The organism is Cytobacillus kochii, assembly GCF_020171845.1.
Classification (GTDB): Bacteria; Bacillota; Bacilli; order Bacillales; family Cytobacillaceae; genus Cytobacillus; species Cytobacillus kochii.
On record NZ_JAIVAM010000009.1, the window covers coordinates 228,846 to 253,779 of the forward strand.

General features: G+C 34.8%; 28 protein-coding genes and 1 pseudogene. 19 read left to right on the plus strand and 10 right to left on the minus strand.

The features are described 5' to 3' along the window. Positions 1 to 1,226: 1,226 nt before the first annotated feature. The 3 genes and pseudogenes from LCM23_RS26315 to LCM23_RS15900 form a co-directional block, all read left to right on the plus strand. Positions 1,227 to 1,538 (plus strand): annotated as a pseudogene (locus tag LCM23_RS26315) (insertion element protein); the annotation flags it as partial. 117 nt (positions 1,539 to 1,655) lie between these two features. Next, complete coding sequence (locus LCM23_RS15895; RefSeq protein ID WP_224937831.1) at positions 1,656 to 2,108, plus strand: HIT family protein; 453 nt, start codon at positions 1,656 to 1,658, stop codon at positions 2,106 to 2,108. After that, positions 2,101 to 2,913, plus strand: a complete 813-nt coding sequence (locus LCM23_RS15900) for a protein phosphatase 2C domain-containing protein (RefSeq protein ID WP_224937832.1) — start codon at positions 2,101 to 2,103, stop codon at positions 2,911 to 2,913. Before LCM23_RS15895 ends, LCM23_RS15900 begins: the two co-directional genes overlap by 8 nt. Before the next feature lie 143 nt (positions 2,914 to 3,056). Here the strand turns inward: LCM23_RS15900 and LCM23_RS15905 are convergent, their stop codons facing one another. From LCM23_RS15905 to LCM23_RS15915, 3 genes are all read right to left on the minus strand, one after another. Further along, entirely contained in the window at positions 3,057 to 3,713 is a 657-nt protein-coding gene (locus LCM23_RS15905) for a lipoprotein (RefSeq protein ID WP_224937833.1), read from the minus strand. 135 nt (positions 3,714 to 3,848) lie between these two features. Further along, positions 3,849 to 4,460 carry a CPBP family intramembrane glutamic endopeptidase gene (locus LCM23_RS15910; protein ID WP_224937834.1) on the minus strand — a complete coding sequence of 204 codons (612 nt, stop codon included), beginning with the start codon at positions 4,458 to 4,460 and terminating at the stop codon, positions 3,849 to 3,851. Positions 4,461 to 4,826: 366 nt separating this feature from the next. Further along, positions 4,827 to 5,009: a YkvS family protein gene (locus LCM23_RS15915; protein WP_095369711.1), complete on the minus strand. Its 183-nt coding sequence runs from the start codon at positions 5,007 to 5,009 to the stop codon at positions 4,827 to 4,829. A 248-nt stretch (positions 5,010 to 5,257) separates the two neighbouring features. On the opposite strand from LCM23_RS15915, the gene LCM23_RS15920 reads away from it, so the two are divergent. From LCM23_RS15920 to ptsP, 3 genes are all read left to right on the plus strand, one after another. Next, entirely contained in the window at positions 5,258 to 5,452 is a 195-nt protein-coding gene (locus LCM23_RS15920) for a hypothetical protein (RefSeq protein ID WP_224937835.1), read from the plus strand. Positions 5,453 to 5,563: 111 nt separating this feature from the next. Then, positions 5,564 to 5,830 carry a phosphocarrier protein HPr gene (locus LCM23_RS15925; protein ID WP_095369710.1) on the plus strand — a complete coding sequence of 89 codons (267 nt, stop codon included), beginning with the start codon at positions 5,564 to 5,566 and terminating at the stop codon, positions 5,828 to 5,830. Continuing rightward, a complete protein-coding gene (gene ptsP, locus LCM23_RS15930) occupies positions 5,830 to 7,548 on the plus strand; it encodes a phosphoenolpyruvate--protein phosphotransferase (RefSeq protein ID WP_263624275.1) in 1,719 nt (572 codons plus the stop codon). The genes LCM23_RS15925 and ptsP overlap by 1 nt, the downstream gene beginning before the upstream one ends. A gap of 304 nt (positions 7,549 to 7,852) precedes the next feature. Here ptsP and LCM23_RS15935 read toward each other — a convergent pair whose 3' ends face one another. Both LCM23_RS15935 and LCM23_RS15940 read right to left on the minus strand, forming a co-directional pair. Continuing rightward, positions 7,853 to 8,077, minus strand: a complete 225-nt coding sequence (locus tag LCM23_RS15935; protein ID WP_095369708.1) for a sulfurtransferase TusA family protein — start codon at positions 8,075 to 8,077, stop codon at positions 7,853 to 7,855. Positions 8,078 to 8,089: 12 nt separating this feature from the next. Continuing rightward, positions 8,090 to 9,157, minus strand: coding sequence for a YeeE/YedE family protein (locus tag LCM23_RS15940; protein ID WP_224937836.1), 1,068 nt, complete (start codon positions 9,155 to 9,157; stop codon positions 8,090 to 8,092). Between the two features lie 171 nt (positions 9,158 to 9,328). Here LCM23_RS15940 and LCM23_RS15945 point away from each other — a divergent pair, with 171 nt between their 5' ends. Together LCM23_RS15945 and LCM23_RS15950 are read left to right on the plus strand one after the other, a co-directional pair. Next, positions 9,329 to 9,778 carry a hypothetical protein gene (locus LCM23_RS15945; RefSeq protein WP_224937837.1) on the plus strand — a complete coding sequence of 150 codons (450 nt, stop codon included), beginning with the start codon at positions 9,329 to 9,331 and terminating at the stop codon, positions 9,776 to 9,778. A 73-nt stretch (positions 9,779 to 9,851) separates the two neighbouring features. Next, on the plus strand, positions 9,852 to 10,727 hold the full coding sequence (locus LCM23_RS15950) for an NAD(P)-dependent oxidoreductase (protein ID WP_224937838.1): 876 nt from the start codon (positions 9,852 to 9,854) through the stop codon (positions 10,725 to 10,727). A gap of 53 nt (positions 10,728 to 10,780) precedes the next feature. On the opposite strand, the gene LCM23_RS15955 is transcribed toward LCM23_RS15950, so the two are convergent. Further along, a complete protein-coding gene (locus tag LCM23_RS15955; RefSeq protein ID WP_224937839.1) occupies positions 10,781 to 11,929 on the minus strand; it encodes an aminotransferase A in 1,149 nt (382 codons plus the stop codon). A 327-nt stretch (positions 11,930 to 12,256) separates the two neighbouring features. On the opposite strand from LCM23_RS15955, the gene LCM23_RS15960 reads away from it, so the two are divergent. After that, positions 12,257 to 13,573, plus strand: a complete 1,317-nt coding sequence (locus LCM23_RS15960; RefSeq protein WP_224937840.1) for an MFS transporter — start codon at positions 12,257 to 12,259, stop codon at positions 13,571 to 13,573. An 84-nt stretch (positions 13,574 to 13,657) separates the two neighbouring features. Next, the gene (locus LCM23_RS15965) at positions 13,658 to 14,551 is read left to right on the plus strand and encodes a chemotaxis protein (RefSeq protein ID WP_224937841.1); all 894 of its coding nucleotides are present in this window, start codon (positions 13,658 to 13,660) and stop codon (positions 14,549 to 14,551) included. A gap of 284 nt (positions 14,552 to 14,835) precedes the next feature. Here LCM23_RS15965 and LCM23_RS15970 read toward each other — a convergent pair whose 3' ends face one another. The 3 genes from LCM23_RS15970 to LCM23_RS15980 form a co-directional block, all read right to left on the minus strand. Then, positions 14,836 to 15,327 carry a YkyB family protein gene (locus LCM23_RS15970; RefSeq protein ID WP_180316977.1) on the minus strand — a complete coding sequence of 164 codons (492 nt, stop codon included), beginning with the start codon at positions 15,325 to 15,327 and terminating at the stop codon, positions 14,836 to 14,838. An 86-nt stretch (positions 15,328 to 15,413) separates the two neighbouring features. Next, positions 15,414 to 15,908 carry a L,D-transpeptidase family protein gene (locus tag LCM23_RS15975; protein ID WP_224937842.1) on the minus strand — a complete coding sequence of 165 codons (495 nt, stop codon included), beginning with the start codon at positions 15,906 to 15,908 and terminating at the stop codon, positions 15,414 to 15,416. Positions 15,909 to 16,066: 158 nt separating this feature from the next. Next, the gene (locus LCM23_RS15980) at positions 16,067 to 16,903 is read right to left on the minus strand and encodes a metallophosphoesterase (RefSeq protein ID WP_306469963.1); all 837 of its coding nucleotides are present in this window, start codon (positions 16,901 to 16,903) and stop codon (positions 16,067 to 16,069) included. 287 nt (positions 16,904 to 17,190) lie between these two features. On the opposite strand from LCM23_RS15980, the gene LCM23_RS15985 reads away from it, so the two are divergent. Together LCM23_RS15985 and LCM23_RS15990 are read left to right on the plus strand one after the other, a co-directional pair. Continuing rightward, positions 17,191 to 18,408: an EAL domain-containing protein gene (locus tag LCM23_RS15985; RefSeq protein ID WP_224937844.1), complete on the plus strand. Its 1,218-nt coding sequence runs from the start codon at positions 17,191 to 17,193 to the stop codon at positions 18,406 to 18,408. Positions 18,409 to 18,494: 86 nt separating this feature from the next. Beyond that, entirely contained in the window at positions 18,495 to 18,725 is a 231-nt protein-coding gene (locus LCM23_RS15990) for a hypothetical protein (protein WP_224937845.1), read from the plus strand. A 53-nt stretch (positions 18,726 to 18,778) separates the two neighbouring features. On the opposite strand, the gene LCM23_RS15995 is transcribed toward LCM23_RS15990, so the two are convergent. Further along, positions 18,779 to 19,018 carry a glutaredoxin family protein gene (locus tag LCM23_RS15995; RefSeq protein ID WP_224937909.1) on the minus strand — a complete coding sequence of 80 codons (240 nt, stop codon included), beginning with the start codon at positions 19,016 to 19,018 and terminating at the stop codon, positions 18,779 to 18,781. A gap of 208 nt (positions 19,019 to 19,226) precedes the next feature. Here LCM23_RS15995 and LCM23_RS16000 point away from each other — a divergent pair, with 208 nt between their 5' ends. From LCM23_RS16000 to LCM23_RS16030, 7 genes are all read left to right on the plus strand, one after another. Further along, positions 19,227 to 19,463 carry a YkuJ family protein gene (locus LCM23_RS16000; protein WP_095369696.1) on the plus strand — a complete coding sequence of 79 codons (237 nt, stop codon included), beginning with the start codon at positions 19,227 to 19,229 and terminating at the stop codon, positions 19,461 to 19,463. 653 nt (positions 19,464 to 20,116) lie between these two features. Continuing rightward, complete coding sequence (gene cbpB, locus LCM23_RS16005) at positions 20,117 to 20,566, plus strand: cyclic-di-AMP-binding protein CbpB (RefSeq protein ID WP_095369694.1); 450 nt, start codon at positions 20,117 to 20,119, stop codon at positions 20,564 to 20,566. A 106-nt stretch (positions 20,567 to 20,672) separates the two neighbouring features. After that, positions 20,673 to 21,557 (plus strand): LysR family transcriptional regulator, encoded by an 885-nt coding sequence (locus tag LCM23_RS16010; RefSeq protein WP_281202404.1) that lies wholly within the window; start codon positions 20,673 to 20,675, stop codon positions 21,555 to 21,557. Positions 21,558 to 21,642: 85 nt separating this feature from the next. Beyond that, on the plus strand, positions 21,643 to 22,353 hold the full coding sequence (gene dapD, locus LCM23_RS16015; RefSeq protein ID WP_224937846.1) for a 2,3,4,5-tetrahydropyridine-2,6-dicarboxylate N-acetyltransferase: 711 nt from the start codon (positions 21,643 to 21,645) through the stop codon (positions 22,351 to 22,353). A gap of 74 nt (positions 22,354 to 22,427) precedes the next feature. Next, entirely contained in the window at positions 22,428 to 23,558 is a 1,131-nt protein-coding gene (locus tag LCM23_RS16020; RefSeq protein ID WP_224937847.1) for an N-acetyldiaminopimelate deacetylase, read from the plus strand. A 233-nt stretch (positions 23,559 to 23,791) separates the two neighbouring features. After that, positions 23,792 to 24,334, plus strand: a complete 543-nt coding sequence (locus tag LCM23_RS16025) for a peroxiredoxin (protein ID WP_095369690.1) — start codon at positions 23,792 to 23,794, stop codon at positions 24,332 to 24,334. Positions 24,335 to 24,446: 112 nt separating this feature from the next. Then, the gene (locus LCM23_RS16030; protein ID WP_224937848.1) at positions 24,447 to 24,902 is read left to right on the plus strand and encodes a TlpA disulfide reductase family protein; all 456 of its coding nucleotides are present in this window, start codon (positions 24,447 to 24,449) and stop codon (positions 24,900 to 24,902) included. Positions 24,903 to 24,934 lie beyond the last annotated feature (32 nt).

The window sequence follows — 24,934 nt, forward strand, 5'->3', positions numbered from 1 at the left end:
AACGATTGGTCCGCATCAACTCTGTTCTAGATAAAGAAGAGGAATATGAATTTCATAAAGAGGGCTGCATCGCAGAAGAGATAACACCGTTCAATGAACCAAATGGATTTTATAAACAAGGAAAAAGCAGACTAGGTACTCAAAGGTTTCAGTGCAAAATTTGTAAAAAGAAAACATCTCTCACTCCTAAAAGGGACAACTCAATCACTTACAATCAAAAACGAAGTGATGTCCACCACCTTTTTGCTAAGTTGCTATTAAGTCGTACACCTGTGACAAGGACCTGTGAGATTTTAGAGATAGGCAGAGGAACTTATTATGATAAATTAGAGTTGCTTTATCGAAGGTGTTTAGAATTCCTAAAACGACACGAAGTTAAACCTCTTCAAAGATTAGAGTTTAAAGAAATGTGGCTGAACACCGATAAGATGACCTATTATTTAAATAATGTTCGTGAGAAAGGGATGGGTGGTAGCCGATACGATGATGTTGAAGAAAATCAATTCCCTACTCACGTTTTGGTATCGGCTGATGTATTATCTAGGTATGTATTTCGAAGTGATGTGGCATATGATTGGGAAATTACACTGGGGGATATTGCCCTAGATACCGTTCTATTGAAAGAGGACCATTTGAATGAATTTGCTAAAAAGTATGTTCAGTATCCTAAATATTCACATTATCCGCAACCTTCTTCTGCTAATGATACACAATCTAAAAGTGAATATTATAAAGAGTTGGTATTAGTAGAACGTAGAATGAAATATATAGATGGATTAAACGTCAGTTCGACTTATACCACAGTTGCACATCTTTGGTTAATCAAACAGATTGTAAAAGCTCCTGAATGGCGTTTTGTGACAGACGAGGACAATTCCCTTATGACTTCTATAAATCGTGTCTTCTCGAAGGAAATCAGGCTTTCTGATGCACATCATTTTCTTTGCCAAACAGATAAGACTAAAACGAGAAAACAGGCTCGTGAGGAGTTTGTTCAAGCGAGAGTAGATTTAATTGATTGGGGAACAATGCGTGGTTATGGAACAAGGTCATTGAGAAAATTAGCGTACTTGCAGATGGCAGAATTGTTTGAACACCACGAGTTTCATAAAGAGATCGTAACCGCCGTTGGAACGCATCTAGAATATGCCGATAATCCAATTTTGCATCCACTTGCCACGATTGATAGAGGACTTCGTTCGGTAGATTGTACAACAAATCTCTTTTCTCTCGTACCAAAAGAAATTGCTGCTTTTATACTAAATGTGAATGACAATGCAACAAATACTTTTATCCAACACATTCGGAGAAGGTTGTCTATCTTAGAAAGACCTTTAACGACTGCTCGTGGGGATGGCAAAAGTTATATTTATTTCCAATTTCAATCCAAAGTATGCTCAAATGGTTCTTACAATTCTTCGCACTTATTACAACTTCTGTCTAGCTTATAAAACAAAAGATGAAACAGCGGCACCTGCACAAAGATTGGGATTACAGATAAGCAGTTTTCATTAAAAGATATAATTTATTTGAGATAACACCGCCAGTTTTGGTGGTGTTTTTATTGCAGGAAAATATGAATTTTTAGAAAATTATACCAATATTACATTTTTTATATTATAATTCTATAAATAATTAAAAAGGAGAGAATTCCTGTGAAAGACTGTTTTATTTGCAATAAACACGCTGGAAATATTGAAACATCTGGAGTTATGATTTATGAGGACGAGTATGTTTATGTTGGTCATATTGATAGAGATGGAAATCCAAACTATTTAGGTCATATTATGATTGATTTAAAAAGACACGCTCCGACACTTGGAGATATGAATATGGAAGAAGCAAAAGCATTTGGTATGATCATCGCTAGAGTAAGCAAAGCATTGTTGAAAAGTGAAAATGCTGAACATATCTATTCATACGTTATGGGTGATGCGGTTCCTCATCTTCATATGCACTTAGTAGCTCGTTATCCAAATACACCTAAAGAATATTGGGGACCAAATGCTGTATATGATTGGGAAGATGCTCCTATGGGCAACAATAACGATGTTATTGAACTTTGCAGTCGTATAAAAACATATCTAGAGAAAAATGAAAATGAGTAACCATATCGTAGATTTTAACTGGATAGGGAACCAAGAAAATTTCGTAGATAAACCAGATATTCTTCAACTCAATCATATTTTGGTGGGGCGTTACGGTGGTAATTCGAACGCAGGACAATATAAGAATGAAGATGGATGTTTGGTATGGTTGAATGAAAAGGAAAATTGGGAATTCATCATTCTTCTAGACGCACATAATACATCAGAGAGTGCAGAAGTAATAGTAGAACAATTCGTTAATGATAGTTCTCAAATAAAAGATTTATTGTCTTTACCGACAACTCATCAAACATTTAAAAGGTTTGAAAATAAAATATTAAATATGTTTCAATCTCAAGAATTTCTATCTGCTTGCCGAAATGTCAAAGGAGAAACTGCTTGTTTAATTGTGGTAAGAAAAGATAAATATGTGTGGTGGTTTTCAGTTGGGGATTGTATTCTATATTTATTTCATCCAGACCTATTTGCTCTAGGTCAATACCAGTTAAATCAAAGACAATTCTATGAATGGATAGGACAAGTAAATACTTTTGAAGAGGAAGTACCTTGTTACAGTGTGGGGATAAAAGAATTAAGACAAGGAGAAAATCACTTTTTTCTAACCACAGATGGTCTAATTGAATGCCCTAATGAACCATATTCAAATCCGTCAAACATTTACAATTCTTTCTTTAACTCTCAAGATGGTGAAAGCATTCAGTCAATGTTGAAGAATATCCAAGATAATAATGTCAGAGATAGCACTACCATAGTTTCCTGGAAAGTAAATATTTCGAAGGAAGCTACTAGAGCCAGCAATCAATAGGCGAATATTTGCTGATTGTTATGCTAAATTTGAAGTTAAATGCTATAAAAAAAGAGGTGCGAATCGCACCTCTTTTTTTATTGTTAATTTAGGTTTTCTCCCCGTGAACCGAACCCGTTAAGCTAGGACAGTCTCTTTTTTTATTATTTTGTTTGAATGGTTTTTGCCATTTCAATAAAAGCATCTTTATAGTTGGTATCTTCATTCTTATTAAATAAAGTAAGCTTTACTTGGGCTGAATCATTGTGGACAATAAATGCCGTTACTGTATCGGTTTCAGATGAAGCTTCCATCATAACAGCATCTTTGAAAAAGTCATCTTGAGGGAGAGAAGGATGCTCTACTTCTTCGTTAACAGATTGAAGTTGGATCATTGTATTCTCTTCAAGTTGTTTCATGTCTACTTCTTCAGGAAGTACCTCAATTCGCATAAACACCTCAGATTGATCATTTAAATGGAGGATATCTTTATTTGGTTCCTCTGCAGTTAAGGTGAAATCAGGTAAAACATGTAAAGAAAACGCTTGATTGTCACTTTCTTTAAGAAAAGCAGTTTCTTCTTTTGTTTCACCGTCTATTTCATATGATAAATTTTCCTCCATCACGCGAATTTCATTTTCTTTTTTTTGGCTATCGTCTTTGTTTTCGTTTTGATTTTCATCTTCATCTTCATCTACTTCTTCATTTGGTGGATTACTATTATTATTTTCACCATTGCCATTGTCTGTTTCTGACGTTCCGCATGCTGCTAATAGAAAGATAGCTAAGGGAACAGTTAACCATTTTAAAAAGTTCTTCAAAACAAATTTCCTCCCTAAGTTACGTAATCAAAGCATTAGACGAGAAATGCTGTGTACTTGTTACAAATTTCCTCTAATAATTTTGGATAAAGCTAACTGCTATATGCTTACGACCATTTTACAAAATCTATCTGGTTATACTAGAGGAAAGAATACAAAAAGGAGCAAGGAAAATATAATATGTGAAGTGATAAGTAAAACAATGCTTCTTTTCCAAAGGTAAATGGTTCCCCAATATAATCCTGCTATTAATGCTGCCAGTACCAGAGCCCATGAGCCTGAATAAAACTGTACAGAAGCAAAAAGAATAGAGGAGATGCCAACAGCAAGAAAACCATTGGTATAGTTCATTACCCTCTTTTGTACAAATCCACGCCAGAAAATTTCTTCACCTGGAGCGAAAAGGAATATTAATAACAGATACTGCCATATATTCTTTGCGCCATAATAACTATAGAGCCTTTCAACAGGTTCTGTAATCGAGAGGCCGATAAAACTTAATACTGTATAACCTAACCAAAAAATGCCATATAGAAAAACCCCTGATAAAGTACCCCATAATAAGTTTTGGGTAAAGGTTTCTTGATGATCTAGTTCTATACTTATAATGGCAAAACTAATAAGAAATAACATGGTGGCACTAAAGATATACCAGAAGATTGATTTGTCCTCAAATGTGAAATACATTAGTACATGTGCAAGGACGATCCCGACAATTAAGCGAATGTCAGGTGAATTCTTACGCATTTCATATAACCCCTTTCATGCAAGACAATCATTATTCTATCAAAAAAGCAGTAAAAAAAATATGATTATCTTATTTGAGGATTATATTTATGACGAATATATGTCAAAGAAAAAGAAAAGGGTGAGTATATAGGTAGAACTATAGTAGAAAGATAGTATGAGGGATAACTATATATTCTGTCTGAAGGTACTAGATGTTATTATCGCTATTCTCATTGAAGCAGGAGTAGCAGAAATAAAAAAATCCAAACAAATCTGAATTCTTATGAAGGAATTCACTTTGTTCGGACTTTTTTTAATGAAGTGTCGATTAATTTATAGTTATTTTTTATGTTTAGAAAATAAAATGGGTATTTTGGATTTATATTAATTTTCTTGGACAATTTTATAGTTTTTATGATTTACAACTGTCCTGTGTTCTAATTCTAAATCTCTGTAGTTTTCCATATAGCTCAAGTCAACGATGACGGAGTTCTCATTTACTTTTTCGACAATGCCCCTTAAGCCATCTCTAAATTCAATAATATTTCCAACTTCAGCTTTTTTCACATAAATTGCCCCTTTTCTTTCCAAATTTTTTGTTAATAACCATTTTGCACTAAAACTGTTTATTCGTAAAGGAATTTACACTAATAATACGAAAAATATAAACCCTTTTGAGTGACTTGTCTACATTTTCCTCCTTTGCTGTAAACCATAGTTCTTACGTTGTTTTATGGATATAACCTAAATCTAATTGATTCTCTTTAAAAGAGCGCAGTTTTTTTATAAAATAGAAGGAAGCAGAGGTGAATAATATGGATGCATCATCAATAGAAGAAATCATAAACAAATTAAAGAACAAAGAGATTGAAGAGTACTATGTGAAAAAAGAAGATTTTTTAACGTTTCGCTCAGTCATTGTAAAAAGGGAAGATTTTAAATACATTAGAGGAATTGCACAAAGAGGTGGGGATGTTATTTATCAATATTTAACTGAACCTAGAAGTTAAAAAAGGTTTGTTTTTTATACATGTGATATAGTAAAAGAATCCTAAAAAATGTGTTATTCTAATGGATATCTATATTACATATAAGAGTGATGAAAAAGGAGATCGATGAAAATGATAGAGAAAAAATTTATTGTAACTTCACCAACAGGGATTCATGCTAGACCAGCCACACAATTGGTGCAAACAGCGAGCAGATTTACTTCAGATATTCAATTAGAGTATAAAGAGAGAAAAGTAAATCTAAAATCGATTATGGGTGTAATGGCATTAGCAGCTGGCAAAGGTGCGGAAATTACTATTATCGTTGATGGTAACGATGAAGAGGCGGCTATTGAACAACTTGCTACAATGCTTAAAGAAGAAGGTCTTGCGGAATAATGGCTTTCTTACAAGGGATACCTGCATCAGAAGGAATCGCTATTGCAAAAGCTTTTCGCTTTGAGCCAATTGATGTGAAAATCGAGTGCAAAAAGGTTGAAAACAGTACGAAAGAAGTTAACCTTTTTTATGAAGCACTCGAAAAAACCGTTGATGAATTAAAGCAAATTAAAGAGCATGCGAGTACCGAGGCAGGAATTGAAAATGCTACAATTTTTGATGCACATCTTCTTGTTTTGAGGGATCCGGAATTAATTGAACCAGTGATAGATCGGATAATGAAGAAACAGTACAATGCAGAATTTGCTGTGAAAGAAATAACCGATCACTATATTCATTTATTATTACAAACTGAGAACGAGTATTTAAAAGAAAGAGCAGCAGACATTAAAGATGTTGCCAATCGATTGCAGGCACATCTTTTAGGGATACCTGTTTTTGACCCAGCCATGGTGACGGAAAATGTAATTATTGTATCCGAAGATTTAACTCCATCAGACGCAGCGCTATTGAATCCTAGCAAAGTGAAAGGGGCAGTGACAAATGTGGGAGGTAAAACCTCTCACGCTGCGTTCATTGCCCAATCACTTAATATTCCCTCTGTTGTGGGTACAAAAACGGCCTTAGGTGATATCGAGAATGGTGATGTACTGGTAGTTGATGGGTATTCGGGTATCGTTCATATTAACCCGACGCCTGAATTGATTGAAGAATATGAAAAGAAACAGGAACAGACTTTAAGAGATTTGTCCGAACTATCTTGGTTAGCAAAAGAAAAAACAATTTCACTCGATGAGCAATATTTCTCTATTGTTGGAAACATCGGTAGCATGGAGGAAGCAAAAGGGGTTATCGAGCATGGGGGAGAAGGAATCGGCTTATTTAGAACCGAGTTTCTTTTTATGGAAAAAAAGCAATTACCGACTGAGGAAGAACAATTTCACGTTTATAAATCGGTTCTAGAATCGATGAATGGCAAACCGGTAGTTGTTCGAACTATTGATATCGGTGGCGATAAAGAGCTGCCATATCTAAAATTATCAAAAGAAATGAACCCTTTTTTAGGCCTACGGGGAATACGCTTCTGTTTAGGTGAACAATCAATTTTACGGACACAGTTACGCGCATTAATAAGGGCAAGTGCGTTTGGAACATTAAAGATTATGTTTCCTATGGTTGCTGTAATTGAAGAGTTTAGACAAGGGAAGCTTATGTTCAGAGAAGAATGTGAGAAACTGATAGAAGAAGGGGTAGAGATAGGTCATATAGAACTTGGTATGATGGTCGAAATTCCAGCTACGGCACTGATGATTGAGGCATTTGCAAAAGAAGTAGACTTTATCAGTATTGGTACAAATGATCTCATTCAGTATACATTGGCTGCCGATCGATCTAATGAGCAGGTGTCGTATTTATATCAACCTTACCACCCTGCTATTTTACGACTCATCAAAAATGTCATTGATGCTGCCCATAAAGAAGGGAAATCCGTCAGTATATGCGGTGATATGGCGGGCAATGAGGTCGCAATACCATTATTAGTGGGAATGGGCTTAGATGAGTTCTCTGTTCACTCAGCAGCCATAATTAAGACCAGAGCGCATATACGTAAGTTAAATAAGTCAGAAATTGAGAAAAAAATAGATATTCTCCTTAATTTGCCGAATGCTGTTGAAATTGAATCGGCACTAGAAAATTTTTTCTATAAAAAGTTATAAAAAATGGTTTATGTTCTGACTGATGCGGGTAATTCTTAAATATGCACTTAAGAAAACCTTAAGTCAGCTAAATCATTCTCATTTTCCCCTTATTAGCTAGCCGATTGGCTAGCTTTTCTTTTTGTTCTAAACTTAGATTTAGGAGGAACTATCGGCTTATTTATGGTGTATTAGGGTATTTACGTGAGGGCAATTTTTTATTTCGTTCAATAAGCGTATATCGTAGATAAAAAAACCGAACAAAGGTATTGTTCGGTTTCAAGAATTTTGCTAAAAACTTATTAGTTACAACGATTTTATTAATTTATTTCTTTTGAATTGTAATTGTCCAAGCGGCATCTCCAAGTTGTTCATAGTTGGTTACTTGGTGACCAGCTTCTGCAGCCCAGCGTGGAAGACTTTCAGTTGCTTGTGTACAATCAAATTGAATAATTAGTTCATCTCCTGATTGGATCGATTCAATTGCAGATTTTGCTTCCACTAATGGAAATGGACAAACTTGACCCATTACTTCTAATGTTTTTTGCATGTTTGTTTCCCCCTATACAGCTTGTTGTGATGTCGTACTTTGAGAAGCACGTCTTTTCTGTGGTCTAACATAGACAAAGTAGGCAGCGGTCCAAGTACCTAAAATAATAAATAAGAGACCGATCCATCCTTGCCATGTCATCATTGAAGTCATTACTAGTCCATTGCCTATTGAACAGCCACCCGCAAGGCTAGCTCCAAACCCCATCAATAATCCACCAATAAAACTATTTATACCTGTTTTTTTATCAGGCATTCTAAAACGAAATTCCTTGCTGCCTTTGGCTGCGATAAATGATCCAATGAAGATTCCTAATACAAGAAACACTCCCCAGTTAATAAATGCAGCATCACCAATCACTAAATATTGTAGAATGTTTGCAGATGGTGTTGTAATGCCTAAACCAAACATTCTACCTGTAGCAGCGCTTAGTGGCCATGCAAGGAGAGCGATTAGCCCTACAAGAATTGCAGTGACAAATGGATGCCATCTTTTTTCAAACAATAAATGGCTAAGTCCAGTCCGTTTAGGTTTTAAAGATGGTATCGCGATTTTTGGCTTTCTAAGCTCTCGATAAACAAGACCGCCAGTTATAAGTAATAAAGCGATAATGAAAATCCAGTTGCTTATACCAAATGTAGCAGCAATTGAGTTTTCCGGTAAAGTAATTGAACTTATTTCTGTATTTAAAGGTGCGAGTACGCCTGTTTTCATAACCGCAGCCATTACCATATAAGCGAACAGAGCAATCCAGCTACCTAGTAAACCTTCTCCCGCTCGATACCAAGTACCAGTCGCACAACCACCGGCTAATACGATGCCGATACCAAATACAAAAGAACCAAAGATAACTCCTAACCAAGCGAAATTACCAGCCGTGAAATCGATGATTCCTAATTGAATAAGAGTAAACACGCCAATACTTTGCACACAAATAGCAATGAGTAAGGCATAAAACATCCGATTATCTTTTGCGATGAACATATCACGGAAGCCCCCTGTTAAACAGAAGCGCCCACGTTGCATAACAAAGCCTAACAACGCACCGCAAATTAATCCAGTTATTAACATTTGTATCATATTTATCCCCTCTAATTCCGAGTAAACTTATAAGCCTTTACGATTTATGATGATAAAGGATAGACAGAAATATTGTCAAGGGTTTTTTAAGTAAATGAAAATAGAAGGATGAATAATTGTTGTTAAGTTTGACAATAACTGGATTAATCGTATCTGAAAGGGGAGTAGAAAATGTTGAGTCGTCGAATATTTATCGTATGCCTTCTCTTTTTTCTTAGTGGATGTACGAGTAATGATCAGCAATCAATTATTAATCATCATGCAGATGCTTTATTAACGAGAACAAATGAATTACAATTTAGATTTCAGTTAAATGATAAAGTTTTATTAGAAGAAGAAGCTTATGTCATTAAAGTCAATATCCATAATAAAGAACTAGCCTTAGCTTTAGGGGCGGATGAAATCTTTTATGGTAATGAAAACGGGCAGGCGGTAGAAGTGATTGAACCTGAAGGGAAGAAAGATTTCTTCATCTATATGGAACCCATTCCACTACAAAAAGATTTACATGTTTTTGACATTGAAAATATGATTGAGAATCAAGCAGTTTCTATCGAAATAATCAATAATGAGCATAGTGTGGCGAAGGGGTATTTAACTCATTTTTCTTCACAACTTTGATAAACCGTTATCTTTCAAATAGTAAATATAAATGATAGAATAATCAATATATTTATTTTGAAGGAGAGAGAGAATGAATAAAGAAGAGACGAAGATTGGTTTTATTGGTACAGGAGTGATGGGGAAGAGTATGGCTCTCCATTTGATTAAAGCAGGCTATACAGTCCTGGTCTATTCACGTACAAAAGAAAAAGCAGCTCAATTAATATCTCAAGGGGCTAGTTGGATTCATTCTCCTAAAGAATTAGCCAAGCAAGCAAACATTGTTATTACTATGGTTGGCTATCCTGATGATGTGAAATCAATCTATCTAGGTGAAGAAGGATTAATTGAAAATGCAAATCCACATACTTATTTAATCGATATGACAACGTCAACGCCTACTCTTGCGAAAGAAATTGCTGAAAGGGCAAAACAAAAAGAGATTTATGCAATTGATGCGCCTGTTTCAGGTGGAGATATAGGTGCTAAAAGTGGAAAATTGTCTATTATGGTGGGTGGTGAAGATACTGCCTATCAGGCAATTTTACCAATTCTACAATATATGGGCGAAAACATTGTCTATCAAGGAGTTGCTGGAGCTGGACAACATACAAAAATGGCCAATCAAATAGCAATAGCCTCGAATATGATCGGTGTTTGTGAGGCGATTATTTATGCAGAAAAAGCAGGATTAAATAGTGAGAACGTATTAAAAAGTATCACTAGTGGGGCAGCTGGGAGCTGGTCACTTTCAAATCTTGTCCCACGAATGATTTCTGGTGATTTCTCTCCAGGTTTTTATATAAAACACTTTATTAAAGATATGACAATTGCCTTAGATGAAGCGGAAAAAATGGGAATGGAAACACCTGGCCTAAGGTTAGCGCGAGAAATGTATGAAAAATTAGCTGCTGAAGGAGAAGGGGAAAGTGGAACACAGGCATTATATAAATATTGGGAAAGATAGTTTTTTATAAAAAGATAAGCTTTGTCGGCAGGAAGTGGGCCGACAAAGCTTTTTTATTGTATTTCAAGAAAAGAAGCTAATCGATTTAAACCCTCTTCCAATGTAGTCATTGAATAGGCAAAAGATAATCTAAAATAACCTTCCCCGTAAGAGGAGAAAGCACTGCCAGGCACGACAGCGGCACCTGATTGCTTCACTAATTGTAAACAAAAATCGAATGAGGATATTTGTTTCGATGGAATTTTTACAAAAAAGTAAAACGCTCCGTTCGGTTTAACCACCTCAAGATTCATCGCTTTTAGGCGCTGAAAAACATAATCCCGTCTTTTCTTATATTCTTCCTTCATGGGGAGAGCATCATCTATCCCTTTTGTTAATGCTTGTAGCGCAGCCATTTGCGAGATAGATGAGGCGCAAGTCACATTATATTGATGAACTTTTAAGATATGCTTAGCTATTTTCTCTGGAGCAAATAATAACCCGATTCGCCATCCAGTCATGGCATGTGATTTTGATAAGCCGTTAATGACAATGGTTTGCTCTTTTAATATTGAGCCAATGGAGAAATGTTGCGAATCAAAGCTTAACTCACTATAAATTTCATCTGCAACAATAAAAATATCTTTTCCTCTTATTAGATCCGCAATCTCTTCGATTTCACCTTTAGATAAACTGACACCAGTTGGATTTGATGGGTAAGGTAAAATAATTGCTCTTGTGTTTTCATTGATAAGAGGAAGTATGACGCTTGCTGTCATTTTGAATTGATTTTTTGTTATATCTGCATAGACGGGTGTTGCCCCACAGAGGCGAATAATCGGCTCATAGCCGGGATAAACCGGGCCAGGAAGAATAACCTCGCAATTTTCATCTAATATCGTTCTTAATGTAATATCTATTGCTTCACTAGCTCCTGAAGTAACAATCACTTCAGTTGATTCATCATAATCTAACTGATATTTTTCTTTAACAAAATCAGTTGCTGCTGCTCTTAATTTCAAATCGCCCGCATTATGTGTATACGATGTATAATCTTCATCAATCGCTAATTTAGCTGCTTCTTTTACATGTGTGGGTGTGGAAAAATCAGGTTGTCCGATAGTCAAAGAAATCATATCTTTTGTATCTGAGACCATATTAAAGAATTTTCTAATACCCGAAATTTCAATGGATTTAACTTTTGGATTAACTAAATGTTCCAATGGATTCACCTCAAATTAAAAATAATGAGAACGGTTCAAACATATTTATATGTAGTGTAGTTATACAAACCATTTGCGAAAAAAGATATTCATTGATTTTGTTGTCTTTCTACATTGATTCTTTTCCGAGTACATGGTTTTATCTCTTTATTGTACAAAAGTTTTCCTATAGGATAAACCTTTTTATTATGTAGCTTTTTTTACAATTTCTTAACTGCTAATAAATAAGGTTTTAGAAAAAAAGAGATAAAATAAATTCTAAAAAATGGTATGATGAAAGAAAAAATTACCTAATTTCAATTTGCAAATGTAGAGGGGAGAATGAGAGTGGAAATAGAAAGAGGATTAAAAAAGAAAAAAGGAAATCAATCGTGGAAGGCATATTTAACCTTACCCATCATTTCATGGGCATTATATGATTTTGCCAATACGATTTTTTCCTCCAATATTAATACCATTTTTTGGCCATTTTATATGCAGGAAATTATCGGGAATAATGAAGTACAAGAACAATTAGCGAATACTTTTATTGCTTACGCGAATTCAATAGCCAGTTTTTTATTGGTGATTTTTAGCCCATTGTTTGGTGTCCTCATTGACCGAACAGGGAGGAAGAAAAAATATATCGTTATCTTTACATTGTTATCTGTAAGCTTTACCATTTTAATGGGCGTATTTGCAGAGATAAATTTGACTAGTACCATCATGGGTGTTCCTTTGTATTTGGCTCTCGTAATCGTCTCATTTATTATAGCGAAGTTTTTCTTTCATTCGAGTCTTGTTTTTTATGACACGATGATAGCTGATTTAGGGAAAAAAGAAGATGTTCCTCTTATATCTGGATTTGGTGTTGCGATAGGGTATTTAGGGACATTATTAGGATTAACTGTATATTTATATGTTGGAAACAGTGATTTCCATCATGCTTTTATACCAACTGCTATTTTATTTTTATTATTTTCATTACCATTATTCTTTTTTATAAAAGATAATCCGAAAAAAGTACAGGTTGAAAACAAAGCTTCTTTCTTGTCAGGATATAAGGAGATTTATAAAACGTTTAAAGAAATAAAATCACATCGTGTCATTTTTACATTTATGATTGCTTACTTTTTCTTAAATGATGCCTTAGCAACAACAATCGCAATGATGGCACCTTATGCGAGCACCATTGTTGGCTTTTCTGCAGGAGAATTTATCCTATTGTATTTAGTTTCAACTGTATCAAGTATTATCGGCTCTTTTATTTTTGGTTATATTACCAAATCAGTTGGTGCTTATCGGGCCATTAGATATGTGAGTCTGCTCCTATTAGTTGCTTTAATAATCGGTACTTTTGCCGTTAATGCCTGGATGTTCTGGATAGCTGGTAGTATGTTTGGAATCGCTCTAGGATCCATGTGGGTAACATCGAGAACTTATATTGTCGAACTTACACCAGAAGATAAGAGAGGCCAGTTTTTTGGATTATTTGCGTTTTCCGGCAAAGTCTCATCGATTATTGGCCCGTTTATTTTCGGAACGATTACGTATCTGCTTGCTTCTCACGGTAGTATAGCTAGTAGGTTTGGAATGGGCTCCTTAATCGTCTTAACGCTAGTGGGATTATTCTTCTTAAATAGGATTAAGCCTGAAGAGAACTAAAAATCTACTTCTTCTTATCTATACTTATTGGTTTTAGCCGATATAAGCTAAGAGTAAGAAAAAGATTGAGAGGAAGACGTTTATATGATTTCAGAGAGACAATCAGTTGTAGAAAGCGGCATGAATGAACTAGAAATAATCGAATTCAAAGTAAATAATCAACATTATGGAATGAATGTTTATAAGGTTAAAGAAATTGTTGCCCCATTGGCGATTACGCCTATTCCACATGCCCATCCATTTATTTTAGGGATTACACAACTCAGAGGTGAAGTTTTGCCCGTTATTAGCTTGAGAAATGCATTGGTTTCCAATCAAGACTCGTATACACACATCGTTAAAGATGACAGTAGTTTTCTCATTGTAGAGTTTAATAAGCAAAAGGTGATATTTCACGTGGATGAAGTAAGGCAGATTCATCGTCTGTCATGGGATCAAATTGATAAACCTGATGATATTTATAATAATGACAATAGTTATACACTTGGTGTAGTAAAACAATCAGAAAATATGATTCTGATGCTTGATTTTGAAAAAATCCTGACTGATATCAATCCCAATATTGGTTTCTCCAAAGATGATTTAAAAGCGGATATTGCTGGTGATAAAAAGAATGCGAGGATTGTTATTGCTGAAGATTCCCCAATGCTACGCAGTATATTAAAAGAAACATTAAATAAGGCTGGCTTTCAGCAGTTACTTTTCTTTGAAAATGGAGAAGAATGTTATAATCATTTAGCATCTGAGGAAAATAAAGTCGATCTTGTTATTACTGATATTGAAATGCCATTAATGAATGGTCACTTCCTTACAAAATATATTAAGCAAGATAGTAAACGACAATCCACACCTGTAGTTATTTTTTCATCGCTTATTACGGAAGATCTTCTACATCAGGGAAGGAAAGTTGGTGCAGATGCACAAGTAAGTAAGCCCGATATCCAAAACCTTGTAAACGTCATCTTAGAGTTATTGTAAATAAAGTGACAGGTCCGCATTATTTCTTGCCATTATCTCATTTACTTGTTTATATAAGCTTAGAATTTAAGTAGATTCCATTCTTATCCCTAGGAGAATAAGATTTTTCCCAATATAAAACCCGAACCATTTGCTGTGTCCTCCCGTAAGTAGACAGGTTAAGAAATCTGACTACTTACGGGAGAGTGGCAATTCGTTCGGGTTTTTTGGTTTATAGCTTTATTTAGGTAGAATAAACTAGACTTCAGTCACTTCATTTTTATTTAAAAAGGTAAGGTACTATTTTAGAAGTAGGATTCCCCTAGTTTTTTAAATACAGGTTTTTCATATTTATTTGATTTACGATTATTTGGATGATGTTGGCCTTCTTTTAAACCGGTATAAGTCATGAGTAGCTTTTTGGCTTGGCTTAAAGAAATAGAGGAGCGTGGATTTCTTACTGACGAGTCCAGGTTTCCTAAATGGGGCAACGCTGTAAAATCCATTTTTGAAGGTGGTAAGTGAAAGGTGTAGGCACCACACTTAATTAATACATCTGATTGTTGTTGGCTATTTTTTGGGTTTCGTGAATAATGTAGACCAATCTTTTTTGCTTTACCTTCCTTCAGAAGCTTCTGTAGTGAATCATGTTTCACTTTATATAAAAACTTCGGATTTGGAGCCGTTTTGGCGTGACGGTTAACGGTGAAGATTGCTTGTGAGAGGTTTTCTACCGTTGGTTTTAACTGAGGGTGGTGCTCATTGCTTGCAGAGTTCAATTGAAGTACTCCTTTCATATTTTAGAAAAAATTAAATTATTAGTATACATTATACCCCTTTTTAAGAAAATACAAAAGGGTAAGTTCAAATACCCTATCATTTATTAAGTAATAACGACTGAAGTTCCATTGGGAACTAAACTAGCTAATTCAAGCACATCACTATTATGCATTCTAATACATCCTTTCGAAACAGCTTTTCCTATAGAACTCGGATCGTTTGTGCCGTGAATACCATACCCCTTCTTAGAAAGTGATAGCCATAATGCCCCAAAAGGACCTCCAGGGTTTGGTTCACGGTTGACGATAACGAATTGACCTACAGGTGTAGTTGTTAACATCTTACCAATTGCAATCGGATATGTTTTCACTAATTGCTTGTTTTTGAATAAGGAAAGCGTTCTTTTTTCTTTGGATACAACGATAGAATAGGGGATATCTGATGAATTAGGGAGTCCAGGGATTACTATTTGTTGCCCGATATATATTACTGATGGATTGACAATAGCAGGGTTTGCTAATAGTAATTGGTGATAGGGTATACGGTAATTTGCAGCAATCAGCTGCATCGATTCTCCAGGTTGAACAATATGATACATTTCCGATCCATCCTTTCTAGAGAAGGGTACCATATATATATGATAGCGGAAGTTGTAACATACATTTTTTTAAATGAATAGGAATGTGGGTAGATCATTTTTAAAGGTGAGCTTTCATTTGAAATGAATAACTCACCCAATATGATAAAAAGACGATGTTATTGACTTTTTAAGGTGAAGATTGTTAGTTCAGGCCGACAGAGAAAACGAAAAGGTAGTCTTGTTGTCCCGATTCCTCTATTAACGTATAATTTAAGTGGTTTTTCATCCCCTACATCATAAAAACCTTCATAATAAACTTCTCCAAAGGGTGGCTTTACCAGTGCACCAATGAAGGGGATTTGAATTTGTCCACCGTGACTATGGCCGCTAAATTGAAAGTCTACATGATATTGACTTGCTTCATCAGCTAAGTCAGGGGCATGTGATAGGAATATATGATACCCGTCATTAGGTATGTCCGCAAAAGTAGTTTGGAAATTTGGTTTACCGAGCATCGCATCATCAATGCCTGAAATATATATGCTTTCATTATTGATGGTTACTTTTTTACTCTCGTTAAGTAAAACCTCAAATCCCGACTCTTCCATTATCTCTCTGTAAATATCAGAACCATATCCACCGTGATCATGATTGCCATAGATAGCAAATTTACCAATCGATGCATTAAGTTTTGATAATACGGGACTAATTTGATTGATGTAAGGATACTCATTAGGTTTGTCCATTAAATCTCCAGTAAAAAGAATTAAATCAGGCTGGAATGAGTTAATTTTATTCATTAATTTTTTGAGTTCATTTAAGTCATAATGAAAGCCTAAATGTGTATCACTGAATTGTACAACTTTTAAATTATGAAAAGAGTGGGGTAATTGAGGTTTGATGATGTTATGATGATTTACTTGTAAATATTTCGGCTCAATATCACGTGCATAAAAAAAGCCACCAGTACCGATAGCGGCTAGAGCTACGAAAGATCCCATACTTTTTTTCAAAAAACTTCTCCGAGTCATTTTATCTGCCATTACATTATACCAACCAATCTCTTTAATATACTCTCTCATACTATCAAATATATGAACGAAAAAACAGCAAAGACCAATATTTCCAATCATTGATAACAATTTGTAATAATTAACTAAACAAATTGTAAGGATATATAGTTTAGTAGTTTTTACATATAGATAAAATTTTAATTTTCGACCTATTGGCAATATGTAGGGGAGAATATGATATAATGGGATATCGTATTAAAAGTTCAGATAAATGGGAGTGCCACTTTATGGAACCATTAGAAATCTTACAAGACAGCAAACAAATTATGCCGTATTTTTTTCCGATATTTAGTGCGGATGAGCATAGAATTATCGGTTATGAAGTGATTGGTAAGTTTATAACTGAAAATAATGAGATTGATTTGAAGTCATTTTTAGCTGACGATTCCATACCAGAAGAATATCGTAATAAAGTCGATGATATTTTGCTGGAAAAAGCGTTAGAGCATGCTATTCAAATGAAAGATGATGTAATGATATATATTAATCGCAATGTTGACTTGTTATTAAATCAAGATAGTGAGCATCTACTGAATATTTTAAAAAAATATGAGGATCAAGGTATTGCGTTAGATCGAATTGTTATCAGTATGACGAAAAGAACGCCGATTGATGATGATTTTGACTATTTGGATCATTTCATTAGTTATTATCGTACATATGGCATTAAAATCGCCATCGATAATTTAGGAGAAGCGAATAATAATCTAGAACAGATTGGGAAGTTAGCACCAAATATTTTAAGAATTGATTTAAAAGCTTTACGTTCTTCATCAAATAATCATCATTATCAAGAAATTCTTTATTCTCTATCAATGTTAGCCAGAAAGATTGGTGCAACATTATTATTTGAAAATATCGATATGGATTTTCAGTTGCAGTTTGCTTGGAGAAATGGGGGCAGATATTACCAAGGAGACTATTTGCATAAAGCTGGAAGTGTATTTGTTGATCGAGATATCTTGAAGGAAAAATTAAAAGAAAAATGTCATCAATTTATCACCTATGAAAAGAAAAAGTTGCACTCATTACACACGATAACTGAAAAGTTTAACGAAACGATGACAGAATACTTACAGAAAAATCATGTGTATGAATCTTATGTGCCATTCCTGACAAAACTAGCAACGAAGTTAGATCATGTTGCCTTTAGGTTATATATTTGTAATGAAGATGGTTTTCAACAAACTCCAAATATTTTTAAGAAAAATAAGAATTGGATACAACAAGATGAATACCTGCATAAAAATTGGAGCTGGAGACCATATTTTTTAGAGCATATAATGAGAATGAAAAGTAATAAAAAAGGTTTATTGTCAGATCTCTATACAGATATTGAGACAGGAGAAACAATTAGAACTTTTTCTTTTCCGTTAACAGCAACAGAGTATTTATTCGCAGATCTTTCCTATGATTTTTTATATGAGAGAGACGGGCTATTATAGATAAAGGCAATATCAACCAGCATAATTCATACTTTAGCGCACATCCTATCTTTACTAGAACGTATTATGTAAAGGAGTGAAATAGGGTGAGCGGCTGGTTAATTGCTTTAATCGTTGTTTGTTTAGTTCTCATCGTTTGGTCATTGTTCTCCACTTCATCTATATTAAAGGAAAAAGCATCAACGAATAAGGAACTGGATGCAGATATCCCCGATGAGGTGAAGAAAAGACCTTATTTATTCAATCCTATCCTTGTCGTCTATGTCGTTTTCTTCGTTGCCTTAGCAGCCATTACAATCTTTTACGTTTTTCGATAATTTCGTCTAAAAAGGCTTCCTCTTTTCACCTGGAAGCCTTTTTTATTCATTGATTATTCTTCTATTTCTAATAATTCTTTTAGCTTTTCTAAATTAAAACCGCTAATCACTTCGTTTTCGATAACGACCGTTGGAGTTGAGTAGGAATGATATGTTTGTGTTAGTGCTTTCATTGCTTTAGGATCTTTTTTAATATCTTTTTCTTCAAAAGAAAAACCGTAGTCTTTTAAAAACATTTTAGTAATTTCACACGGTGGGCATTCTGGTTGTGTATAAATAGTAATTGATTTCACGTACAATCATTCCTCCTGAAAAGTCGAACTTTGAAAAAATCTGGACTTTTTTTATTCTTTTACTTGTGTAATCATACCATATTAATTATCCTGTTAATATTGGCATGTAAAAAAAACGGTTTAATAACCGCTTTTTTAGAAGTAGGATAAAAACATGCCTAGAGAGAAACCTTAAGTTAAAGGGTTGTTTTGGAAAGGAGATAAACAATTGTCACAATTACAAGGCATATTGACTAGATTAAAAAATTTACAAGAGCAGGCAACTGGCTCAGAACCCACACAGAGATTTTTTGAGGTGAATGGTGAAAGAAAATGCCAAGTTACTTATCATCCGAAAAACGAAACATTCGAATTGGAAGTTTACAATGACAAAGAGAAGCCTAAACGTTATCAATTTGATAATGTTGATATGATAACAATTGAAGTGTTCGAGCTCATTCAGTAATCATACCCTTATATGCGGAGAGACCAACTAAATGGTCTCTTTTTTTTAATTAGAGATAAAAATGAAGGCACCTGCTCTTGCTTACGTAGGGATACAAAAAAGCTTACATTCAAGATGATAGTCAATCCTCCAAAATAGAATGAGAAGTGAACCTATGGGCTAATAAAGCGAATAGTTAGCTTAGACAAATTGGTTATCCCTGTCGTCTTTGTGCAAAATAAAATAAATATTAGACAATAGCATTAATTTTTCAGAAGGTTATTAGGAAGTACAGTAAGTTTGAATGAAGCAACGGATAAATTACATTCACGAGAGAGTAAAACGTGTTATCAAGTTAAATAAGGATTTGTCTCCTTCATTTCCATCGGCTAAATAATTTCATCGTTCTTCGGTCATTCTATAAAAGAGGTGATGTGATATGGTACCAGAGGTTATTTGTCCAAACTGTGATAGACGAGCGAAGATGGATAAAACACTTACTGCGCAATCAAACCAAAACTTGATTTTTCATTGTCCTTACTGTCAATATCGTAGTAGAAATATTCATACAAGTAAAGGATAGGTTTATGGGGTAAATATAAGGCAGATGTGAGGAAACTATGATAAAATCATAATTGAATACAAATCATTAAAGTTTGAGGAGTTTTCAAATTATGATCAGTCTCCACAGTGAAGAGTTTTTAGAAATTGATATTAAAGACTTGCTTATTCCTTCAGAGCGAGTGGCACATGTTCAAATCGGCAATAATTTAGAGCACACCCTTTTAGTTTTGACGAAAAGTGGTTACACAGCTATTCCTGTCTTAGATCCTCACTATAAGCTCCATGGATTGATTAGCACTCCAATGATTATGGAATCTATTCTTGGTTTACAAAGAATTGAATTCGATCAATTGGAAGAAAAGCGTGTAGAAGAATTTATGAATCATGATGTACCACGCCTAAATATTAATACTTCTCTTAGAAATGCCACAGGACTATTAGTCGATCATCCATTTATTTGTGTTGAAGATGATGAAGGGTACTTTGAAGGTATTCTTACCCGTAGATCCTTATTAGTTCAACTGCAAAAAGCATTGCATAGCAAAAAGAAGAAGGACTAAAGAGCTCCCAAAAGATATTGGGAGCTTCCGTATGTCAAGATTATTCACCCGTTTGCCCGTATGTGAAGGGGAGTGGTGTGAGTTTTAGAGGTGGTGAACGTCAAAAGTGGCTTCTCTATCGGAATTCCATATGTTAAGTGTACTTGCACAAGAAATGAATATGCGTAAAGCAGCTGAACGATTGTTTGTATCACAACCAGCTCTTTCTCAAAGGTTACAAAATATCGAGAAAGAATGGGGAAGTAGATTATTCGTACGGTCTCAAAAGGGATTGTCCTTAACACCAGCAGGTGAAATGGTCATCAAGTTTGTTAATGAGGTCGTGGTAGCTGAGGAAAAGGTAAAAGAATCGATTCAGTCTTTAAATACTGAAGTATACGGGACATTGAAAATTGCTGTTGCTTCCATTGTCGGGCAAAATTGGTTACCTCAAGTATTAAAGAAATTTGTTAATCGCTATCCTCAAGCGAAAATATCCTTGATTACAGGCTGGAGTAGTGAAATTCTAAGATCACTTTATGATGACGATGTACATATTGGGATTATTCGCGGTACACCAGATTGGAAAGGTGTTAAGATACCTTTATTTAAAGATAGCCTGTATCTTGTTGATACAGAGATTAAGGATACGAATCAAATATTAGAAACCGATCGGCCCTTTATTCAATTCAAAAGTGATTCAAATTATTATCAAGAGATACAAGACTGGTGGTTAAGGAAATTTAAGACACCGCCGAAAAGGACGATTGTAGTCGATCAAATTGAGACCTGTAAACAAATGACATTAAATGGGATAGGTTATGCAATATTACCTGCCATTACATTAACGGGGATGGAGAAAAATATATTTATTAGTCCCCTACAGGATGAAAACGAACAACCTATTAGTCGTGATACATGGTTACTTGGATATGAATCAGCTTTTGAGCTGAAGCAAGTACAAGCATTTGTCGAATTAATTAAGCAACATATAGCTGAAGAACAAAAATGATAATATCACTTGTTTTCAATGCGTTAGTTTGTTAAATTAATTCTAGTTAGTTTATACATATATGAACATCAAAGGAGGAATTACAATGAAAATGATGGATGCAAATGAAATCATTTCTTTTATTCAAAATAGTACTAAATCTACACCTGTAAAAGTCTATATTAAAGGTGATTTAGAGAATATCGATTTTGGTAGCTCAAGTCAATCTTTTCTGAATGGTCAAAGTGGTGTCGTTTTCGGTGAATGGGCTGAAATTGAACAAGCAATTAAAAATAATGAAGCGAAAATTGAAGATTATGTAATCGAAAATGATCGCCGTAATTCTGCTATTCCATTATTAGATATGAAAAACATTAAAGCACGTATTGAACCAGGTGCAATTATTCGTGATCAAGTTGAAATTGGCGACAATGTTGTCATTATGATGGGGGCTTCTATTAATATCGGTGCTGCTATCGGAGAAGGAACAATGATTGATATGAATGTCGTCCTTGGTGGACGAGCAACTGTCGGTAAAAACTGCCACATTGGTGCAGGTTCCGTATTAGCAGGTGTCATTGAACCCCCTTCTGCAAAACCAGTTATTGTTGAAGATGACGTAGTAATTGGGGCAAATGCAGTTATTTTAGAAGGCGTAACTGTTGGTAAAGGTGCTGTTGTTGCAGCGGGTGCAATTGTCATTGATGATGTAGCACCTAATACAGTTGTAGCTGGTACACCAGCAAAGGTCATCAAACAAATTGATGATAAAACAAAATCAAAAACAGAAATTAAGCAAGAACTTCGTCAACTTTAATCATAAGGTAAAATGAATATAGAAAAAGCGTGGAAGTTTATTTCCACGCTTTTGTATATGGAGGAGAATAGTAGTTGATTGATAATCAATTTGTGAGAATACGCCGAGACTTGCATAAGATACCGGAACTAGGATTTCAAGAAGTGAAAACCCAGAAATATTTATTAGAATATATTGCCTCATTGGATCAAACGCGAATGGAAGTAAAAACGTGGAGAACTGGTATTATCTTAAGGATTAAGGGCTTGAATCCTTCCAAAACGATTGGTTACAGGGCAGATATAGATGGCCTGCCAATTGATGAAGAAACAGACTATCCTTTCCAATCCACGCATAAAGGAAATATGCATGCCTGTGGTCACGACTTTCATATGGCAATCGCACTTGGTGTATTAACTAATATCGTCAATCATCCAATTAATGATGATATGGTATTTATTTTTCAACCTGCTGAAGAAGGACCAGGTGGAGCCAAGCCATTGTTAGAATCAGCAGAATTTCAACAATGGAAACCTGACATGATTTTCGCTTTGCATATTGCACCCGAATACCCTGTTGGTACAATCGCTGTGAAAGAAGGGCTGTTGTTTGCTAATACGTCAGAATTGTTTATCGATTTAAAAGGCAAAGGTGGTCATGCAGCCTACCCTCATCAAACAATAGATATGGTCGTAGCAGCATGCTCTTTAGTTAATCAACTTCAGACCATTGTTTCAAGAAACATTGACCCTCTTGATAGTGCTGTTGTAACAGTAGGAAAAATCACTGGTGGTACAGTACAAAATATTATTGCTGAAAATGCAAGAATAGAGGGAACGATCAGAACGCTCTCACCAACATCGATGAACAGAGTAAAACAAAGAATTGAGGCGCTTGTACAAGGAGTAGAAGTGGGCTATGAATGTCAAACAACAATCGATTATGGAAGTAATTATTATCAAGTATACAATGATGAAGTGTTAACAGCCGATCTCATGCAATTCACAGAAGGCCATAAAGAGGCAAACTTATTTATTTGTAAAGAAGCGATGACAGGTGAAGACTTTGGATATATGCTACGTGAAATTCCCGGTTTTATGTTCTGGCTAGGAGTTAATTCTCCATTTGGTTTACACCATGCACGTCTTAAGCCAGATGAGGGAGCAATTAATTTAGCGATTAACTATATCGTTGATTACTTGAACTATAAAGGGAATAGGGCGTAATCACTTCATATCAATCGAGCGCACGCTCAATTATTTTCATCACTTAGCTCTTTTTGATAATATAATAATATAGATAATAAATTGAATAATTTAGAATAAATCCTAATTTAAATTCATTTTAATTTACCTTGACTATTATCAAGAAGAAATGTATAATTATTATCGATGAACAAGTTGCAAATGAGAATATACATATCAATTGTTTAGTACATAATTACTGGAGGGAATTAATCATGGCAGAACGTATGGTAGGAAAACAAGCACCAAGATTTGAAATGGACGCTGTATTGGCTAATAAGGAATTTGGTAAAGTAAGTCTTGAAGAAAATATGAAGAATGATAAATGGACAGTTCTTTTCTTTTATCCAATGGATTTCACTTTTGTTTGCCCAACTGAAATTACTGCAATGTCAGATCGCTATGATGAATTCGAAGATCTTGATGCAGAAGTAATTGGTGTATCAACAGATACTATTCACACTCATTTAGCATGGATTAATACTGATCGTAAAGAAAATGGACTTGGTGATCTTAACTATCCATTAGCTGCGGATACAAACCATGTTGTATCACGTGACTATGGTGTCTTAATTGAAGAAGAAGGTGTAGCACTTCGTGGGCTATATATCATTAACCCTGAAGGAGAGCTAATGTATTCAGTAGTAAACCATAACAACATTGGCCGTGACGTTGATGAAACCCTACGTGTGCTTCAAGCACTTCAAACGGGTGGCCTTTGCCCAGCTAACTGGAAACCAGGTCAAAAAACTCTATAATTCATTAGAGTCTTATAACCCTATTGTTGGGTTACATAAGAAAAGAGGCCTAACATTCGTTTGTTAGGTCTCTTTTCTTCAGAGTTATCTATCATGAAGGGAGATTGACTATATGAAATTACGTGCGCCAATGCCTGAATTAACAGGAGCAACAGAATGGTTAAATGGACAAGTGACAAAAGAGGAGCTTATTGGTGAAAAGCCAACACTTATTCATTTTTGGTCTATCAGTTGTCATCTATGTAAAGAAGCCATGCCTCAAGTGAATCAATTTAGAGATGAATATAGTGAAAAGTTAAATGTGATTGCTGTTCATATGCCAAGGTCTGAAGATGATTTAGATTTAGAAGAAATCAAGAAAGTGGCAGCAGAACACGATATCACACAACCAATTTATGTTGATAGTGAACATAAATTGAATGATGCCTTTGAAAATCAATATGTCCCTGCTTATTATGTATTTGATAAAGAGGGTGTCCTCCGTCACTTCCAAGCAGGTGGTAGTGGAATGAAAATGTTAACAAAGCGCGTTAATCGTGTGTTGGATGAAATGGAGAAATCTGAATAAAGGGTAGCTTAAAAGCTGAGATTAATGAATCT